Annotated in this window: 10 protein-coding genes and 1 pseudogene; 4 read left to right on the plus strand and 7 right to left on the minus strand. The window is 70.2% G+C overall.

The features are described from left to right. Positions 1–13: 13 nt before the first annotated feature. From ACFWXC_RS47325 to ACFWXC_RS47345, 5 genes are all read right to left on the minus strand, one after another. Positions 14–1,243 (minus strand): SGNH/GDSL hydrolase family protein, encoded by a 1,230-nt coding sequence (locus tag ACFWXC_RS47325; RefSeq protein WP_384489487.1) that lies wholly within the window; start codon positions 1,241–1,243, stop codon positions 14–16. Then, the gene (locus ACFWXC_RS47330; RefSeq protein WP_384489489.1) at positions 1,240–3,585 is read right to left on the minus strand and encodes a glycoside hydrolase N-terminal domain-containing protein; all 2,346 of its coding nucleotides are present in this window, start codon (positions 3,583–3,585) and stop codon (positions 1,240–1,242) included. The genes ACFWXC_RS47325 and ACFWXC_RS47330 overlap by 4 nt, the downstream gene beginning before the upstream one ends. A 113-nt stretch (positions 3,586–3,698) precedes the next feature. Continuing rightward, complete coding sequence (locus ACFWXC_RS47335) at positions 3,699–5,495, minus strand: alpha-galactosidase D (protein ID WP_384489491.1); 1,797 nt, start codon at positions 5,493–5,495, stop codon at positions 3,699–3,701. Positions 5,496–5,526: 31 nt separating this feature from the next. Beyond that, positions 5,527–6,717, minus strand: coding sequence for an ROK family protein (locus ACFWXC_RS47340; RefSeq protein ID WP_384489493.1), 1,191 nt, complete (start codon positions 6,715–6,717; stop codon positions 5,527–5,529). Between the two features lie 216 nt (positions 6,718–6,933). Next, positions 6,934–8,715, minus strand: a complete 1,782-nt coding sequence (locus ACFWXC_RS47345) for a M4 family metallopeptidase (RefSeq protein ID WP_384489495.1) — start codon at positions 8,713–8,715, stop codon at positions 6,934–6,936. Positions 8,716–9,029: 314 nt separating this feature from the next. On the opposite strand from ACFWXC_RS47345, the gene ACFWXC_RS47350 reads away from it, so the two are divergent. From ACFWXC_RS47350 to ACFWXC_RS47365, 4 genes and pseudogenes are all read left to right on the plus strand, one after another. After that, the gene (locus ACFWXC_RS47350; RefSeq protein WP_384489497.1) at positions 9,030–10,256 is read left to right on the plus strand and encodes a serine hydrolase domain-containing protein; all 1,227 of its coding nucleotides are present in this window, start codon (positions 9,030–9,032) and stop codon (positions 10,254–10,256) included. A gap of 268 nt (positions 10,257–10,524) precedes the next feature. After that, positions 10,525–11,868 carry a CAP domain-containing protein gene (locus tag ACFWXC_RS47355; protein WP_384489499.1) on the plus strand — a complete coding sequence of 448 codons (1,344 nt, stop codon included), beginning with the start codon at positions 10,525–10,527 and terminating at the stop codon, positions 11,866–11,868. Between the two features lie 56 nt (positions 11,869–11,924). After that, positions 11,925–12,602, plus strand: a complete 678-nt coding sequence (locus tag ACFWXC_RS47360; protein ID WP_384489501.1) for an AIM24 family protein — start codon at positions 11,925–11,927, stop codon at positions 12,600–12,602. A gap of 143 nt (positions 12,603–12,745) precedes the next feature. Continuing rightward, positions 12,746–13,191: pseudogene (locus ACFWXC_RS47365) on the plus strand (hypothetical protein); the annotation flags it as partial. A 45-nt stretch (positions 13,192–13,236) separates the two neighbouring features. On the opposite strand, the gene ACFWXC_RS47370 reads toward ACFWXC_RS47365, so the two are convergent. Both ACFWXC_RS47370 and ACFWXC_RS47375 read right to left on the minus strand, forming a co-directional pair. Beyond that, positions 13,237–14,652, minus strand: a complete 1,416-nt coding sequence (locus ACFWXC_RS47370; RefSeq protein WP_384489503.1) for an aldehyde dehydrogenase family protein — start codon at positions 14,650–14,652, stop codon at positions 13,237–13,239. A gap of 398 nt (positions 14,653–15,050) precedes the next feature. Further along, on the minus strand, positions 15,051–15,956 hold the full coding sequence (locus ACFWXC_RS47375; protein WP_384489505.1) for an AraC family transcriptional regulator N-terminal domain-containing protein: 906 nt from the start codon (positions 15,954–15,956) through the stop codon (positions 15,051–15,053). Between the last annotated feature and the right edge of the window lie 170 nt (positions 15,957–16,126).

Raw genomic sequence — 16,126 nt, forward strand, 5'->3', positions numbered from 1 at the left:
CGGGGGGGGTGGTTCAGCGCTTGCAGTCGAGACTCGCCAGGTCGACGGAGTCGGCCATGGCCTGCATTCCCTTGTCGTTGGGGTGGATGTGGTCGCCGCCGTCGAGGAACGGCAGCATCCGCGCCTGGTCGTAGGGGCTGCGCAGGATCCGGTCGAAGTCGGCGGTCCCGTCGAACTCCCCGCTGGTGCGGATGTACTCGTTGACCTCCTGGCGTACGGCCTCGCCCGCCGGGTCCCACTCCGGCCAGCCCTTGAACGGCCCGACGGTCGAGGCGACCACGCACATGCCGGCCGCGTGCGCCCGCCGGACGATCTCCTGGTAGCCGGCGATCAGGTCGGCCGCGGTGACCCCGGTGTGGGCCTTGATGTCGTTGACCCCCTCGAAGAGGAAGACGGTACGGACGCCCGGCTGGCTGAGGACGTCGCGGTCCAGCCGGTGCAGCGCCGCCTGCCCGGCGCCGTCGGCGAGGACCTGGTTGCCGGAGATCCCCTCGTCGGCCACGCCCTTGACCTCGGTGTCCGCCTTCTGGAGCCGGCGGGCGAGATAGTCCGGCCAGCGGCGGTTGAGGTCGGTGGTGGACGCCCAGCCGTCGGTGATGGAGTCGCCGAGCGCGACCACGGCCCCGGTCGCCGGGTCCGACGGCCGTACGGAGACCGAGTCCAGGTACCACCAGGAGCCGGTGGTCTCCGTCCAGTTGGCGGCGCCCTCCTCGGCGGTGTGATCGCCCTGGGCGGCGTAGGAGGTCTGCATCGCCATCCCGTGACCGGTGGCGGGGCCGGCCGCGTCCGGGCTGTGCAGGCTGACGACCAGGTTGCTGCCGGCGGGCAGGCTGCCGGGCAGCGGGTCGCTCCACGCGGTGGTCCCCGCAGGCACGGTGACCGTGCGGGCGCCGTCGAAGGTCAGCCGCTTGTTGCTGCCCGGCTTGAGGGCGGCGCCCTGGCTCTGGAGGCCGGCGTAGACGCTGTCCAGGGTCAGGGGCAGGTCACCGAAGGCGTTGGACAGCCGCACCCGCAGGTCGCTGCCCGCGGCGCTGGTGCGTACGACCAGCCGGTAGCCGCGGTCGGCGGTGCCCTGGCCCATCTGGTCGGCGCTGGCCCCCCAGGTGACGACGTCGTGCCGGGCGGTGGCGGTGTGCACGGGTGGCTCCCACACGGGTGCGGCCTGGGCGGGCCCGGTCTGGCAGGCGACCGTCGCCAGTAAGACGGCGGCGAGGCCGAGGAGCCGCGCGAACCGGCCGGTCACCGCGCGAGGTCCTTCAGCGTGACGGACCCGCCGGGCTTCAGCGTGACCGTCCGTGTCTTCCCGCCGTAGGCGACCGTCGTCGTACGTCCGCCGACGCTGCGGATCCGGGCCTCCGTCGGCTTGCCGTCGCGCCAGCTCAGGTCGACGACGAAGCCGCCGCGCGCACCCGCCCCGGTGACCTTGCCGGAGGCGGCCCAGGCGTCAGGAAGGGCGGGCAGGAGTTCCAGGTGGCCGGGGCGGGAGTACAGCAGCATCTCCAGGATCGCGGCCGGGGTGCCGAAGTTGGCCTCGATCTGGAAGATGCCCCGGCCTTCCTCGACCTGGTAGATGTCGAAGAGGTTGGGTGAGGTGCCGTTGCTGCCGTTGTCGGAGGGGCGGAGGTTCCTGACGACCAGCTGGTAGGCCTTGTCGGCGTCCTTCAGCCGGGACCAGCACAGCGCGCGCCAGGCGTTGGCCCAGCCGAAGCTGTCCATGCCGCGTGCGGTGAGCAGGGCGGTGGCGCCCTTGACGATGTCGGCGGGGGTGGAGCCGTCGGGGCGGATCCGGTCGCCGGGGAAGAGGTTGATCAGCGGCGAGAGGTGGCGGTGAGTGGTCTCGCCGAGGTTGTCCGGGGACATCCACTCCTCCAGCCAGCCGGTCTTGGGGCTGACCACCGGCAGGTAGAGACGCTCGCGGAGCCCGCCGATGGTGCCGGCGTATCCAGCATCTCTCTTCAGTTCGGCGGCCGCAGTGCGGAAGTTCCCGAACAGGATCCAGACCAGTTCCTGGGCGTAGGTGATGCCCTTGGCGTCGAGCGGCCCCTGCTCGGGCGACCAGTCGCTGTCCGCGATCAGCACCTCCTTCCCGTCGTCCAGGGTGGTGGTGAGCAGCCGCGCCTCCCAGAACTCGCAGGCGCCCTTGAGGAGCGGGTAGATCTTCTCCAGGTGGGCGCGGGACTGGGTGAACTCGTAGTGCTCCCACAGGCTCTGGCACAGCCAGGCGTTGCCCGCCGGGTGCCACCACCAGCCGCCTCCGCCGAAGGGGTTGGTGGAGATGGCGACGGTCCAGCCGGCGACCTTGCCCCTGGAGTTGCGGTAGCGGTTACGGGAGTCCTGGAACAGCCGCTGGGTGGTGTCCGTCCAGGACGGGAGCTGGTCGACGCAGTAGTCGGTGTAGGCGTCGAAGCACTGGGACAGGCCCAGCCGGTCGGACATCCAGTAGTTCATCTGGATGTTGATGTCGGTGTGGTAGTCGCCCATCCAGTCCGGGTCGTTGCCGTCCAGCCAGATGCCCTGGAGACCCATCGGGAGACTGTCGCGCGACCCGGCGATCATCAGATAGCGGCCGAACTGGGCGTAGGCGGCCTCCAGTTCCGGGTCGGGGTCGCCGGTGTCGGCGCGGGCCTGGATGCGCGCCCAGGTGTCCAGCTCGCGCTGGTCGGCCGTCGAAGTGCCGAGCGAGAGGTCGAACTGCCCGAACAGCGCCCGGTGGTCGGCGGCGTGGGTGCGCAGCAGCGAGTCCGCCGAGTGCCGGGCGGCGGTCTTGACCTTGGTGCGGGCGAGCGCCCGCGGGTCGAGGGAGGCGTCGCGATAGCCGGCGGCGGCGTCCGGTGCGTAGTTCGTACCGCCGCTGATGACGACCGTCAGCTCCCGGCAGTCGGTGAAGGTGATGTGCGAGCCGCTCACCCGCACGCTGCCGCCGCTGCCGTACGCCTGGACGGCGGCCCCGTACTTCAGTCCGTTGGCGAAGGACCCGGCGAACGACTCGGCGGTGCCGCCGGTCTCGCCGTGGGTGCCCTCGAAGGTGAGGGTGCCGGTGTAGCGCCCGCCGCCGTCCTGGCTGAAGTGCGCCACGATCACGTCGTCGGGGCGGCTGGCGAAGATCTGCCGCCGGTAGGTCACCCCGGAGCGGACGTAGGACGCCGAGACCACGCCGTTGTCGAGGTCGAGGGTGCGGCGGTAGTCGGAGACGGCGCCCAGGTCGTGGTCGGGTATCTCGACGACGAGCCGGGCCAGCAGGGTGAGCGAACCGAAGTCGGCGCGGCCGTAGGGGAACTGGCCGTCGGAGTCGAGGGTGTCGTTGAGACCGCCGGTCCACAGGGTGGCGTCGGTGATCAGAAGGAGTTCACGACCGGAGTCGTTGCTCGCGAGGGCACCGAGCCGGCCGTTGCCGACGGGCAGACCCTGCGTGATCATCGACCCGTCGTCGGCGGGCGCCTGCCACCAGAGCTGGTGGCGGGTGGAGGCGAGCGGCTCGGAGGACCGCAGCGGGGCGGCGGAAGCGGTGAAGGTGGGAAGTCCGGCGAGGGCTCCGGTGGCCGCGGCGAGGGCGAGGAAGCTACGTCTGCTGGGGTGATTCTGCATGACGGATCCTTTTGAAGTGAGGGGCGATACAACGCGCCCCTTGTGGGGGCGCGGGGAACCGCCGGCCGGCCCCCACCGGCCGGCAGTTCCCGACGACGCACGTACCGAGTCGGCTACCGGGGAGACTTGGGAACGTCGATCCGGTCGACGTCCGGCGCGTACCCCGACCCGCTGTCGAAGCTGATCGTGTTCGCACCGGCCTTCAGAGCCACCGGCACACTCACCGTCGAAACGGTCCCCCAGTCCCCGGTGGACGGGAACTTGTGACTCGTACCGCCCCCGGAGTTGGCCGCGATCGTGGCCGACCGCGAGTCACCGCTGACGTACGCGACCTTCACCAGGTACGTGCCCGCCTTGTCGACGACGACGTTGTTGAAGGTCAGCTTGCCGCCGACGTACAGGTTTCCCACCTTCTTCTGCCCGGAGCACGCATCGCAACCGGCCACCGAGGCGTTGCCGCTCAGCGTGTTGCCGCTCGCCTCGGCCTCATAGCCGGTGGAGGCCAGGGCGCTGCCCTTCGGCGTCACGGTGAACAGCCGCGAGCCGTGCGCCGGGAGCGCCTCGGTGATCTTGCTGGTGTACGAACCGAGGTTCTCGCGGTTCCACAGGTCCCGCACCGACGCCTTGCCGGTGAAGCCCAGCGCCGTCCAGTCGGCGGTGACCGCCGCGGGCGAGTCCGCGAGGTTGAACAGGGCCACCGTGTACGTGCCGTCGGCGTTCTTCGCCGCCCAGACCTGCTGCGGGTCGGACGGGGTGATCGGCCGGGCCGGCGGGTTGTCGCTCTGATCGATCGCGATGACGTCGCGGTTGGTCAGCAGGGAGACGCCGTAGTCGTCGAGCTTGGTGATGTCGTCGCCGGTGAACAGGGGCGACTTGGCGATGGCCCAGAGGGTGGCGTAGCTCTGCCGTTCGGCCTTGGTGAGGCCGTCCATCGCGCCGTTGCCGACGTCGAGGGAGTCGAGGTCGTTCCAGCCGCCGGGGCCCGCCTTGTCGGTCCAGGCCGGGGTGTCGTCCCAGCGGTCGTCGACCGAGTTCTCCCAGCTGACCAGGGTGTTGCAGTAGCACTCGACATCGGTGTCGATGCGCCAGCCGTTGGTGTACTTCTTCCAGTCGGCGGCGTGCCCGAAGTCCAGGGACCAGGAGGCCTCCAGGTGGATCGGGCGGCCGGTGGCGGTGATCGCCTTGTTCCAGGCGGCCACGTCGGCGATGTTGTTGTACTGGTCGCCGCTCTTGCCGGAGCCGGGGCCCACGCCGTCGAGCTTGAGGAAGTCATAGCCCCAGCCGGCGATCAACTGGGCCTGGGAATCTATGTACTTCTGCGCACAAGGCTTGTCGAAGTCGATCTTGTACGCGCTGTCCCAGCCGTTGGTGGTGCGCAGGTCGTCGTAGACGATGTCGGCGGTGGTGCAGCCCTCGGCGTTCCAGATCGGCGTCTTGCCGTCGCCGTAGGCGCCCTTCTCCAGGCCGGCCGGGAGGTAGATGCCGGCCTTGAGGCCCTTGGCGTGGATGCGGTCGGCGACGGCCTTCATGCCGCTGGGGAAGCGGGCGGAGTCGGCCTTCTGGCGGCCGTACTGGTCGTAGCCGGACTTCCAGTTCCAGTCCATCCACCAGCCGGCATCGATGTTGATGTACTCGTAGCCGTACTTCTTCAGCTTGCTCGCCATGGCGTCGGTCTGCTTGAGGACGTTCGCCTCGGTGAGATAGCTGTAGTCGCCCTGGTCGTTCAGGCCGGGGTACTTGGACGACTGCATGCTCCAACTCGACCAGCCCATGTAGGGCTTGGCGGCGATCGGGGCGGGCGTCTGGGCCTCGGCGGCCGGCACGGCGGCCGCGAAGGCAGCGGTGAGTGCCAGCACCAGGACGGTTCTCAGCCCGCGTACGGGCAGGACGGAATTCGAAGGTGACCGCATGGGCCCTCCAGGGTTCGGGGTCTTGGGCGGCTCAGCCCTTGCCCGTTGGGGTGGGAGAAGAGGTGATGAAGGACTGGATCGCGGCGGCCGCGGCCCCGCGCGCCCACTCCTCGAACGGGAGTGGACGGGTCTGTACGTCGCACTGCGCGGCGGAGCCGAAGGCGGCCGCGGTGAACGAGTCGAGGATCTGCTCGGCGAAGAGGTCGTAGGCGGCGAGTCCCTCGCCGGAGATGATCACGCGTTCGGGGCCGAAGAGGTTGGCCACGGTGGCGATGCCCCGGCCGATGGCCTCGCCGGCGCGGGCGTACACCTCCCGCGCTCCGGGCACGCCTTCGTGGGCCAGGACCACCGCCTCGGCCGAGTCCGCCACTTGACGGCCGGTCACCTCGCGCATGCGGGTGACGATCGCGGCGTCCCCGGCGATCGCCTCCACGCAGCCGCGGTTGCCGCAGTGGCACAGGGGCCCGGCCGGGTCGATGCCCACATGACCGATCTCCCCCGCCACCCCGTGCGCACCCGCGACCAGCCGGCCGTGGATCACCAGTGCGCAGCCGATGCCGGCGCCGACGGTGACCACGGCGAAGTCGGAGAGCCCGACCCCGGCGCCGAACCACTGCTCGGCGACGGCCAGGGCACGTACGTCGTTGTCGACGACGACCGGCAACCCCGTGGTCATGACGGCGAGTTCGGCGAGGGCCACGTCCCGCCAGTCGAGGAAGGGCGAGTAGCGCACGACCCCTTCGGCGCGGTCCACGTCGCCGGAGACGGCGATGCCGAGGCCGAGGACGGGGGCGCCGAAGTCCTCGGCCTCGGTGCGCAGTTCGTGGGTCAGGTCGGCGATGGAGGTCAGGACGGCCTTGGCGGCGCGGTCCCTGACCGGCAGCCGGCGGGCCAGGCGGATCCGGCAGCACAGGTCGGTGAGGACGGCGATGACCTCGTCGCCGGTCACCTTGACCCCGATGAACAGCGCGCGCCCGCCGTCGACCCGCACCAGGTTGGCCGGGCGCCCGAGGGCCGGCCGGGCCTCTCCGTCGGCGTTCTCCGCCAGGTATCCGGCCGCCAGCAGCGGCCGGACGGCCTTGGTCACGGCCGCCGCCGACAGGCCGGCCCGGCGGGCCGCCTCCAGCCGGGTGAGGGGGCCGTGGGACAGGACCGTGGTGAAGATCTGCGAGACGGCCGGCGTGTGGGCCGGGAACGTCTCTGCACGGGAGGTGGAGCGCATGGCCGGGAACTTAGGTGGCTTATTTTCCGCTGTCAATAAAAGAAACAGGAATCACCTGAAGGTTGACTGTGAGGCTGCCGTGGCCTTCAAATAGCGGGTGGCGTGGGGGCGTTGACTCGTGTTCCACCGGCTGCTTCGATCCGGTTCCACCGGTGGGAGTGATCCGGGTGCCCGGCCCCCCGACAGGGCACCCGGATCAGCGGTGTGGCGTGCCCGTCAGTGGCGGGCGGCCGGCTTGTCGGCCTCGGTGACGTTGACCGCGGCCCAGGCCTGGTCGACCGTGCGGTACTCGACGCCGCTCGCGCCGTAGAGGTCCTTGGCCGCCTTCAGCGTCGCGACCCGCGCGTCGTGGAAGTCGGTCGAGGAGACCATGTACCGGGTCAGGGCCCGGTAGAAGATCGCCGTGGCCTTGGCACGGCCGATGCCGGTGACCGTGGACCCGTCGTAGGTCGGCGAGTCGTAGGTGGTGGCGCCGATCTTCTTGCGGCCGCTGCCCTCGGCGAGCAGGTAGTACGCGTGCGAGGAGACACCGGAGCCGGCGTGCACCTCGGCGTCCGTCACCTCGGGCGACCAGTAGTCGACCGTGCCTTCGAGGCGGTCGAGCGAGGGGTGGTCGAGGCGGCGCAGGAACTTCTGCTGCAGCCCCAGTTTCTCGCCGAGCAGGTAGTTCGGCGGATTCTTCGGGTTGTTGGCGGAGAACTCGACGTTGGAGCCGAAGATGTCGGCCAGCGACTCGTTCAACGCGCCGGGTTCGCCGAACTGGTTGCCGTCGTTGTCGACGTACGTCGGTTCGAGCCTGGCGGTCGCGTCCACCACGCCGTGGGTCAGCTCGTGGCCGGTGACGTCGAGGACGACCAGCGGCTTCTTGATCTCCTGCCCGTCGCCGTCGCCGTACAGCATGCAGCCGCAGTCCGAGTCCCAGAAGGCGTTGCCGACCTTCTTGCCCCAGTGGACCATGGCGCGGGCGGGCTTGGAGTTGTTCGCGATGCCCTTGCGGCCGAAGGTCTTCTTGTAGAAGTCCAGGGTCTTGGTGATGCCGTACTGGGCGTCGGCGGCGGCGCTGCCCCGGCTGCTGGTGGCGCCGTTGCCCCAGCTGTCGGTGGTGCTGGTGAACTTGGTGCCCTGGGCGAAGCTCTCGGTCTCCTTGCCCTTGGCGTCCCGGGTCTCGGTGCCGTAGCGGGTGGGGTCCTTGAGCAGGAAGCTCTTGCGGGCGGTCTGCGTGGTGGTGAGCGGGACCTTGCCGACGAAGAGCGACTTTCCGAAGCCGTGCGCGGTCGCCGGGTAGCGGGCGGCGGCGGAGACGGACGCACCGGCGAAGGCGTCGGTGTGAGCGGCGATGCCGGTGGCCGGGTCAAGGGTCTCGCCGCGCTTGCGGAGGGTGTCCAGCACCTTGGGCGAGAGGAACTCGTCGTTGTCGGGCGTGTTGCTGCGCACCTTGCCGGTGAGCGCGTCGACGACGACCGTACGGGTACCGTCCGGGCCGTCGACCGCCACCTGGTAGGCGAGGGCGGAGGCACCGCCGCGGGCGTCCACCACGAGTGCGGCGGTGCCGGCGTCCCCGTCGGCGGCCGAGGCGGCCCTCTCCTCGGCCTGGCGGGCCGTCAGCTTCGCCTCGGTGGTGGCGGGCCGGACGGCGTGGTCGGCCGCCCGGGTGACGCCGGTGTAGGCCAACCGATGGGAAAGATGGACGACGAGATCGCCGCCGAGCACCGGCATGCCCCGGTGGGTGCGGACGAAGCGGACATGACGCGCCCCCTCCGGGTCGATCATCACATCCTGTGCCTGGACCTCGTCGCCGGCGCCGACACCGGTGGCCGAGGAATGGGCGAAGGCCGCGGTCCGGGCCGCGGTCACCACCTGCGCGGCCGTAGTGGCGGCGGCCGCGGCCCGCTGTTCCACCCCCGTGGCGGGACCGGCGAAGGCCGTACCGGTCAGGCCCGTGGCGGCCGTCGTCACGGCGACGGCGACCGCCACGCTGCGTATGTGCGCGCTACGCACTGATCAGGGTTCCTTACGTTCGAAGACGGCCGGGATCCCTCACCGACCGCCTTGCGGCACGGCGCCGTTGAGGCGCCAAGGGGGCTGGTCGGGCCCCCGGCCGCAACCCTTTCGGATTAGTCATGTCCATGTAAAGCGTAATTCGTCGCTTTTCTTGCGTTTCGTGGCAATACTTTGCGAATCCGCACCGCGTGGTGATCACAGAGTGACCAACTGTGCGTCGACTGTGGAGATGTGACGGGATGCGAGAAGGTTCCCTGAATCGAATGTGACCCATCTCGCATCGAAAACAGACAGAGAGGATCGAGGTCCGGATGGTCTCGGCGAAGGTGAGTAGAAGCGCGGTGCTCGGAGCGGTGGCGCTGTCGCTGCTCGCGGTACCGGCCCAGGCGGCGCCCATGAAGGCGGGAGCGGAGCCCCGGCCGGCCGCCGCCCTGCCGGCGCCGGACACCGCGGGCATGGCCGCGGTGCTGAACTCGGTGGTGGCGACGGGCGCGCCCGGCGCGATGGCCCGGATCGACGACGGTACGACGGTCTACAAGACCACGCGGGGCGTCGCCGACCGGACCACCAGGCGCGCCATCACCACCGGCGACCGGTTCCGCGTCGGCAGTGTCACCAAGACGTTCTCGGCGGTCGTCCTGCTGCAACTGGTGGACGAGGGCAAGCTCGCCCTGGACGCACCGGTCAACCGCTATCTGCCGGGGCTGCTGCCCGACGACCGCATCACCGTGCGGCACGTGCTCAGCCACCGCAGCGGTCTGTACGACTACACCAACGACATGTTCGCCAGCAGCGTGTCGGGCTTCGAGGCGGTACGGAACAAGGTCTTCACCTACCGCCAGCTGGTGAACCTCTCCCTGAAGAAGCCGCGCACCAACGCGCCGGGGGCCCTCTACTCCTACTCCAACACCAACTTCGTGGTCGCCGGGATGCTGATCGAGAAGCTCACCGGGCACAGCGTGCGGACCGCGTACGAGAACCGCGTCTTCAAGCCGCTGAAGCTGCGCGACACCTTCTACGTCCACCCCGACACGAAGATCCCCGGGCAGCACGCCAACGGCTACCTCACCGCGGACGAGGCGGGCGCCAAGCCGGTCGACGCGACGGACCAGACGGTGTCCTGGGCGCAGAGCGCGGGCGCCATCGTCTCCACCGCCCAGGACCTCGACACCTTCTACTCGGCGCTGGTCCGGGGCAAGCTGACGTCTGCCGCACGTCTCGCGGAGATGGAGCGCTTCACCCGGGTCAACGCCACGACCTCCTACGGCCTGGGGCTGCGCCGCCGCGATCTGTCGTGCGGGATCTCGGTGTACGGCCACACGGGCGCCGTGCAGGGCTACTACACGTACGCGTTCACCACGAAGGACGGCAAGCGCAGCCTCACCGCGCTGGCCAACGCCTCCAACAGCTCGGCCGTGCTCAACACGCTGGCGGGCGCGCTGGAGCCGGCGTTCTGCGGCAAGCGCGCGGCGACGCGGAGCGCCGGGACACCGCTCGAACGGGAGGACATCGCACCGGCCGCGCCGCGGGAGCAGTAGCGGCGGCACCTCGTTTCCGCGGTGAGCGTGGCGCCACGCTCACCGCGGGAGCGGCGCCACCTGCCTCCGCCGCGGAAGCACCAGGCGCGAGAGCGGCACGCGCGAGAGCGGCACGCGCGAGAGCACCAGCCGCGAGAGCACCAGCCGCGAGAGCGGCAGGCGTACCGCCTCGCCTCGTCGAGGGAACCTCGCGCCGGGGCCGGACGTTCTACCGGCGACTTCCCCACCGGGCGCGCTGTTCGGCCCCAGATCTCGCGGAGGCGGCGCGATGAGCGAGCTGGTCCCCGGGGGCAATCTGCCCCTTCCGGACGGCGCGCTGACGCTGCGGGTGCCCGGTCCCTTCGACGTCTCCGCGCTGATCACCGACGAGAGCGGCAAGGTCGGCGGCGACACCGACTTCGTCTTCTACAACCAGCCGGACGCGCCCGGCGTCCAGCTGCGCGGCGACACACTGACCGTCGAGCCGGCCCGGCTGCGGACCGGCGCCCAGCGCGTCACCCTCACGGTCACCGCCGCCGAACCGGGCACCCCGCTCGGCCGGCTGCCCGCCTCCGCGCTGCATGTCACCGACCGCCTCGGCCGGACGGTGGCCCGGTTCGCCCCGCCGCGCCCGCAGACGGAGACCCTCCTGCTGCTCGCCGAGATATACCGACGGAGCACCGGCTGGAAGCTGCGCGCGGTCGGACAGGGATACGCCGACGGACTGGCGGGGCTGGCCCGGGACTTCGGGGTCGATGTCGTCGAGGACCGGCAGCCGGCTCCGGCGTTGCGGCCCACGATCCCCACCCAGCGCACCGCGGCCGCACCGCCCCGGCCCTCGGCGGCCGCGCTCCCGGACCCGGACGGCCTGCTGGGCCTGGTCAACTCCGCCCGCGCCCGGGCCGGCCGGCCACCCGTGGCCCCGGACGCCCGGCTCACCTCCGCCGCCCTCGCCCACGCCACCGCGATGGCCGACGCCGGCCGCCTGGCCACCGAGAGCCCCGACGGCGTCTCGCTCCACCAGCGGATCAGCCGCACCGGATTCGCCTATGTCACGGTCGGCGAGCATCTCGTCTCCGGTCCGCGCACCCCGGCCGAGTTCGTCGACTACTGCCTGCGCACCGAGGGCGCCCGGCGCACCCTGCTCGACCCGGCCTTCACCCACACCGGCCTGGCCCACGCCCAGGGCCGGGGGGACGGCGACACCTACTGGACCGCGCTGTGGGCCAGGCCCCTCACCCCGGCCGAACTGACCCGCACCCGCGCCGAGGTCGTCGACCTCACCAACCGGGAGCGCGCCCGGGCCGGGCTGCGGCCGCTCACGGTGGATCCGCAACTGGCCACGGCCGCGCAGGCGTACAGCACGGACATGGCGACCCGGGACTTCTACTCGCACACCTCCCCCGAGGGGACCCAGCCCTGGGACCGGGCCGCCGCCGCGGGCTCCCGGCGGCGCACCATCGGCGAGAACATCGCCTGCGGCCAGCGCTCGGCCGCCGAGGTGGTGGACGGCTGGATGAACAGCCCCGGCCACCGGGCGAACATCCTCAAACCGGACTTCACCCACATCGGTATCGGCTTCGCGGGCGGGGGCCGGGCGGGCACGTACTGGACCCAGCTGTTCGGTGCCTGAACCGATACCGTCCGCGATCTTGGCGGAACGGGTGCGTCCGGGACACCATGCCCGGCATGAAGGGTGATCTCTTTTCCAGTCAGCACATGGTGGAGCCGGCCGTCGCGCCGGGCATGACGATCGAGAACGCGAAGTGCGTCCGGTACGCCGTGAACGGCGAGATGTACGCCCGCCAGGGCGCGATGATCGCACACCGCGGCAACCTGAAGTTCGAGCGCAAGGGCCAGGGCGTGGGCGGAATGCTCAAGCGCGCGGTCACCGGCGAGGGGCTGCCCCTGATGTCCGTGCAGGGCCAGGGCGAGGCCTGGTTCGCGCACGAGGCACAGAACTGTTTCATCGTCGAGGTCGAGCCGGGCGACCAGTTCACGGTCAACGGCCGCAACGTCCTGTGTTTCGACGCCTCGCTGTCGTACGAGATCAAGACCGTGAAGGGGTCCGGGATCGCCGGCGGCGGTCTGTTCAACAGCGTGTTCACCGGGCAGGGCAGGCTGGGGCTGATCTGCGACGGCAACCCGCTGGTCATCCCGGTCTCGCCGCAGGCGCCGGTGTACGTCGACACGGACGCGGTGGTCGGCTGGACCACGCAGTTGCAGACCTCGCTGCACCGCTCGCAGTCCATCGGGTCGATGCTGCGCGGCGGTTCGGGGGAAGCGGTCCAGCTGATGCTCCAGGGTGACGGGTTCGTCGTGGTACGGCCGAGCGAGGTGACCCCGCAGAAGGCTCAGCAGCACTGACACCCTCGCGCGGTGATCCACGCCACGCAGCCATCGTCGACGGCCGTGCCGACGTCTTGATCCACAACAGCGAAGCCCTGGCCCCTGCGGCCAGGGCATAATTCGGGCGCACTATGCACTCCATGTATATATGCATTTTATAGATGGAGTGCATAGGTGCCTCGCGTAGAGAGGCACCCAGGTACGACCAGGCATTCGCTCCGGAGTACCAGGGCGCGTCGACCGCCCCGTCCGTGAACTCATCGCTGGTCGACGTGCCGGCCGAGGGAATCGAGCGGCTGCGCGAGGCCCAGCGGTGTGCGGCCGCCGCGACGAGGAGGCCCGCTGCGGGCCGGCCGCCGCCGAGGCGCATCGACGCCGGGGGCAGGTGGGGGACGCCGACCGGGCCTGGAAGGCGAGTTACCGTGCCGCCCGGGCGGCCGGGGACCCGGCGGCGATGGCGTGGGCGTTGTGGAGCGGCGGGATCCTGGCCCGGCGGCGCGCCGCGTTCCCGCCGGCCCGGCGGCTGCTGGGGCCGGCGGCCGACCTCGGCGAGCAGGGCGGGGACGTCGTCGTCCGCGGCTACTCGCCGGCCGGGCGCGCCGAGACCTGGACACGGCCCCATCAACCGGCCCCGCCGCCGCGGGCATACCCGTCAGGCCATCACAGACCGCGGTTCGAGGAAGCCCTCAAGACCGTAGGTGCCGTATTCCCGCCCGATACCCGACTGCTTGAATCCCCCGAACGGGGACAGCGGCTCATAGCCACCGTTGATCGCCACCCGGCCCGCCTGGAGCCGCGACGCGATGCGATGGGCTCGGGCGGCATCTGACGAGAACACGTAGGCGTGCAGGCCGTAGTCCGTGTCGTTGGCGATCTCGACGGCGTGGTCCTCGTCACGGTAGGTGATGATCGACAACACCGGCCCGAAGATCTCCTCGCGCGCGATCGTCATGTCGTTGGTGACGTCCGCGAACAGGGTCGGTCGCACGAAGTATCCGTCCGCGAGGCCCTCCGGGCGGCCGGGTCCGCCGACGACGATCCGGGCGCCTTCCTCGGCACCACGACGGATGTAGCCCTGGACCCGCTCCCACTGCCGTTCGCTCACCATCGGACCGATGGCGGTCGCCTGGTCGCCCGGGTCACCGGCGGGGAAGTCGGCCATCTTCGCCGTGGCGACAGCGAGCATCTCCTCCAGCCGGTTCTCCGGGACGAGGATGCGGGTGCCGGCGACGCACGCCTGGCCGCTGTTGGCGAACCCGGCCATGAGCGCGCCCGTGACGGCTTCCTCCAGATCGGCGTCGTCGAGGATGATCGACGGAGACTTCCCGCCGAGTTCGAGCGTCAAGCTCTTCATCGTCTCGGCCGCCTCGCGGAAGATGATTTTTCCGACCGCGGTCGAGCCGGTGAAGGAGATCTTGGCGACGTCAGGGTGACGGGTGATCGCGGACCCGACGACATCGCCGCGCCCCGTCACGATGTTGAAGACACCTCGGGGCAATCCGGCCTCGTGGAGTGCCTGGGTCACGACATGGGTCTGCGTCGCGCTCATCTCGCTCGGTTTGATGACGACGGTGCAGCCGGCCGCCAGCGCGGTCGCGAGCTTGTCGCAGATGATGAACGGATCGGAATTCCACGGTGTGATCAGGCCGGCGACACCGATCGGTGCCATTTCCACCGTTGCTTTGCCGACACGCCGGGTGAAGTCGAAGCCCTCCAAGGTCGTGATCATGTCGGCGATCGCGCCGGGGGCCGAATCGACCATCCACGCGTTGCGCACCGGTGCGCCGTACTCCATGAGGACGGCGTCCGCGATTTCGCTCCTCCGCGCGGCGACCGCGGCCTGCAGCCGGCGCAGCGCGTCGAGCCGCTCTTCCTTCGATGTCGCGGACCAAGCCGGCAGCGCACGCTTCGCCGCTGCGACGGCCGCCGCTGTATCCACCTCGTCGGCGAGCCGGACCTGGCCGATCACCTTCCCGGTGGTGGGATTGAACAGGTCGGCGAGTTCCGTGCCGTGCGGGGTGACGAACTCACCGTCTATGTAGATCTTGTCGATCACGTTCTCGTGCATGGTGGTCTCCTGGACTTGTTCGCCGTCGAAACCCACGGAGTGGGCGACGGTTGTCTGATCAGCGGCCGCCGCGCCCGGTTGGGCGCACGTCACAGCCCGAGCCCGCACAGCACGGTTGGCTGCGCCCGGCGTCCCTGATCACTGATGGTTCGTACTATCCGGCTGGTATTGAGGACGCTGTCCGCAGCTGCTCGACGAACCGCGGATGGGCCCGCAGGTTCGCGTACCAGTTGCGAGGTCCGGGCATGCCGGTGTGGTCAGCGACCTTCATTACCCGCCTCCTGCTACGTCCCGAAATTCATGGAACGTTCTGGTACCTCCATGGAAACAATGGAGCGGGCGCCGAGCCAGCAAGATCCTCTCGCGTGGTTGCACATTCCTCTTCGCCCAGGCGGCTCTTACGGGAGCACCGCGGCATGCGGACCGGATCCGCCACGCAGACGCATCGCATCAACGCTGGGCGGGGCACCGAACTGGCGCCGGTATTCCCGGCTGAACTGGGCCGGACTGTCGTATCCGACGCGGTGCCCGACGCCGGTGATGTCGTTCGGATGGTTCGCCAGCAGCAATCTCGCCGCCTGCAGCCGGATGTGTTTCTGGAACTGGATCGGGGTCATCGCCGTTACCGCCTGGAAGTTCCGGTGGAAAGCGGAGACGCTCATCCCCGAAAGCTGTGCCACTTCCTCGACCCGGAACGGCTGGGTGTAGTTCTCCCGGATCCAGCGCACCGCACGTCCGATGTGGCTCAGGCTGCTGTCGGCCAGGCCGAGCTGACGCACGGCGTCACCTTGTTCCCCGGTCATCAGCCACCAGAGGATCTCACGCTTGACCAGCGGGACCAGTGCCTTCCGGTCCCGCGGCCGGTCGAGCAGGCGCAGCAGCCGCACGACGGCGTCGAGCAACTCGTCCGGGGCGTCACTGACCGCGATTCCCGGGCGTGCGGTGCCGGGGAACCTCGGCAGATCCTCCGGCTCGAACTGCAACAGCAGCTCCGCGATGGCGGCGGGTTCCAGAGTCATCCCGAAACCGAGAGTGGGGCGGCCCGGGGCGGCCTCGATGAAATGCCCCGTCACCGGGAGGTCGACCGAGGCGACCAGATACTGACCGGCGCCGTACTCGTAGACGCGGTCGCCCAGTGCCAGACGCTTGCGGCCCTGAGCGATGACCGCCAGGACCGTGCCGGACATCGCGGACTCCGGCGGCACGGCGTGGTCGGCCTTGCAGATCCGGACGCCGTCGATGGCAGTGGTCAAATCGGGACGCGCATGCCGTCCCAGTAGTTCGCGAAGCTCGACCAGAGACATGGTCCGATTCCAGCACATGACCCGCGGCGACTCCCGGCGGCAAGAGGAACGTGCAAGAACTCGCGAGTTTCGTCGTACTGAACCTGAAAGCGTGATGTCGGTCCCGTTCGTCGGACATCGGGCCCTCCGAGCCGGTAGTCCAGTGCGGGTGAGGTATGCACAGGGCGGCG

This window comes from Streptomyces sp. NPDC058683 (assembly GCF_042716195.1).
In the GTDB taxonomy this organism is placed as follows: Bacteria; Actinomycetota; Actinomycetes; order Streptomycetales; family Streptomycetaceae; genus Streptomyces.

Bases quoted from the DNA above. Each gene is read 5' to 3' on its own strand.
- ACFWXC_RS47370 (WP_384489503.1), bottom strand. From the start codon at position 14,652: ATGCACGAGAACGTGATCGACAAGATCTACATAGACGGTGAGTTCGTC.
- ACFWXC_RS47360 (WP_384489501.1), top strand. From the start codon at position 11,925: ATGAAGGGTGATCTCTTTTCCAGTCAGCACATGGTGGAGCCGGCCGTC.
- ACFWXC_RS47355 (WP_384489499.1), top strand. From the start codon at position 10,525: ATGAGCGAGCTGGTCCCCGGGGGCAATCTGCCCCTTCCGGACGGCGCG.
- ACFWXC_RS47350 (WP_384489497.1), top strand. From the start codon at position 9,030: ATGGTCTCGGCGAAGGTGAGTAGAAGCGCGGTGCTCGGAGCGGTGGCG.
- ACFWXC_RS47335 (WP_384489491.1), bottom strand. From the start codon at position 5,495: ATGCGGTCACCTTCGAATTCCGTCCTGCCCGTACGCGGGCTGAGAACC.
- ACFWXC_RS47330 (WP_384489489.1), bottom strand. From the start codon at position 3,585: ATGCAGAATCACCCCAGCAGACGTAGCTTCCTCGCCCTCGCCGCGGCC.
- ACFWXC_RS47375 (WP_384489505.1), bottom strand. From the start codon at position 15,956: ATGTCTCTGGTCGAGCTTCGCGAACTACTGGGACGGCATGCGCGTCCC.
- ACFWXC_RS47340 (WP_384489493.1), bottom strand. From the start codon at position 6,717: ATGCGCTCCACCTCCCGTGCAGAGACGTTCCCGGCCCACACGCCGGCC.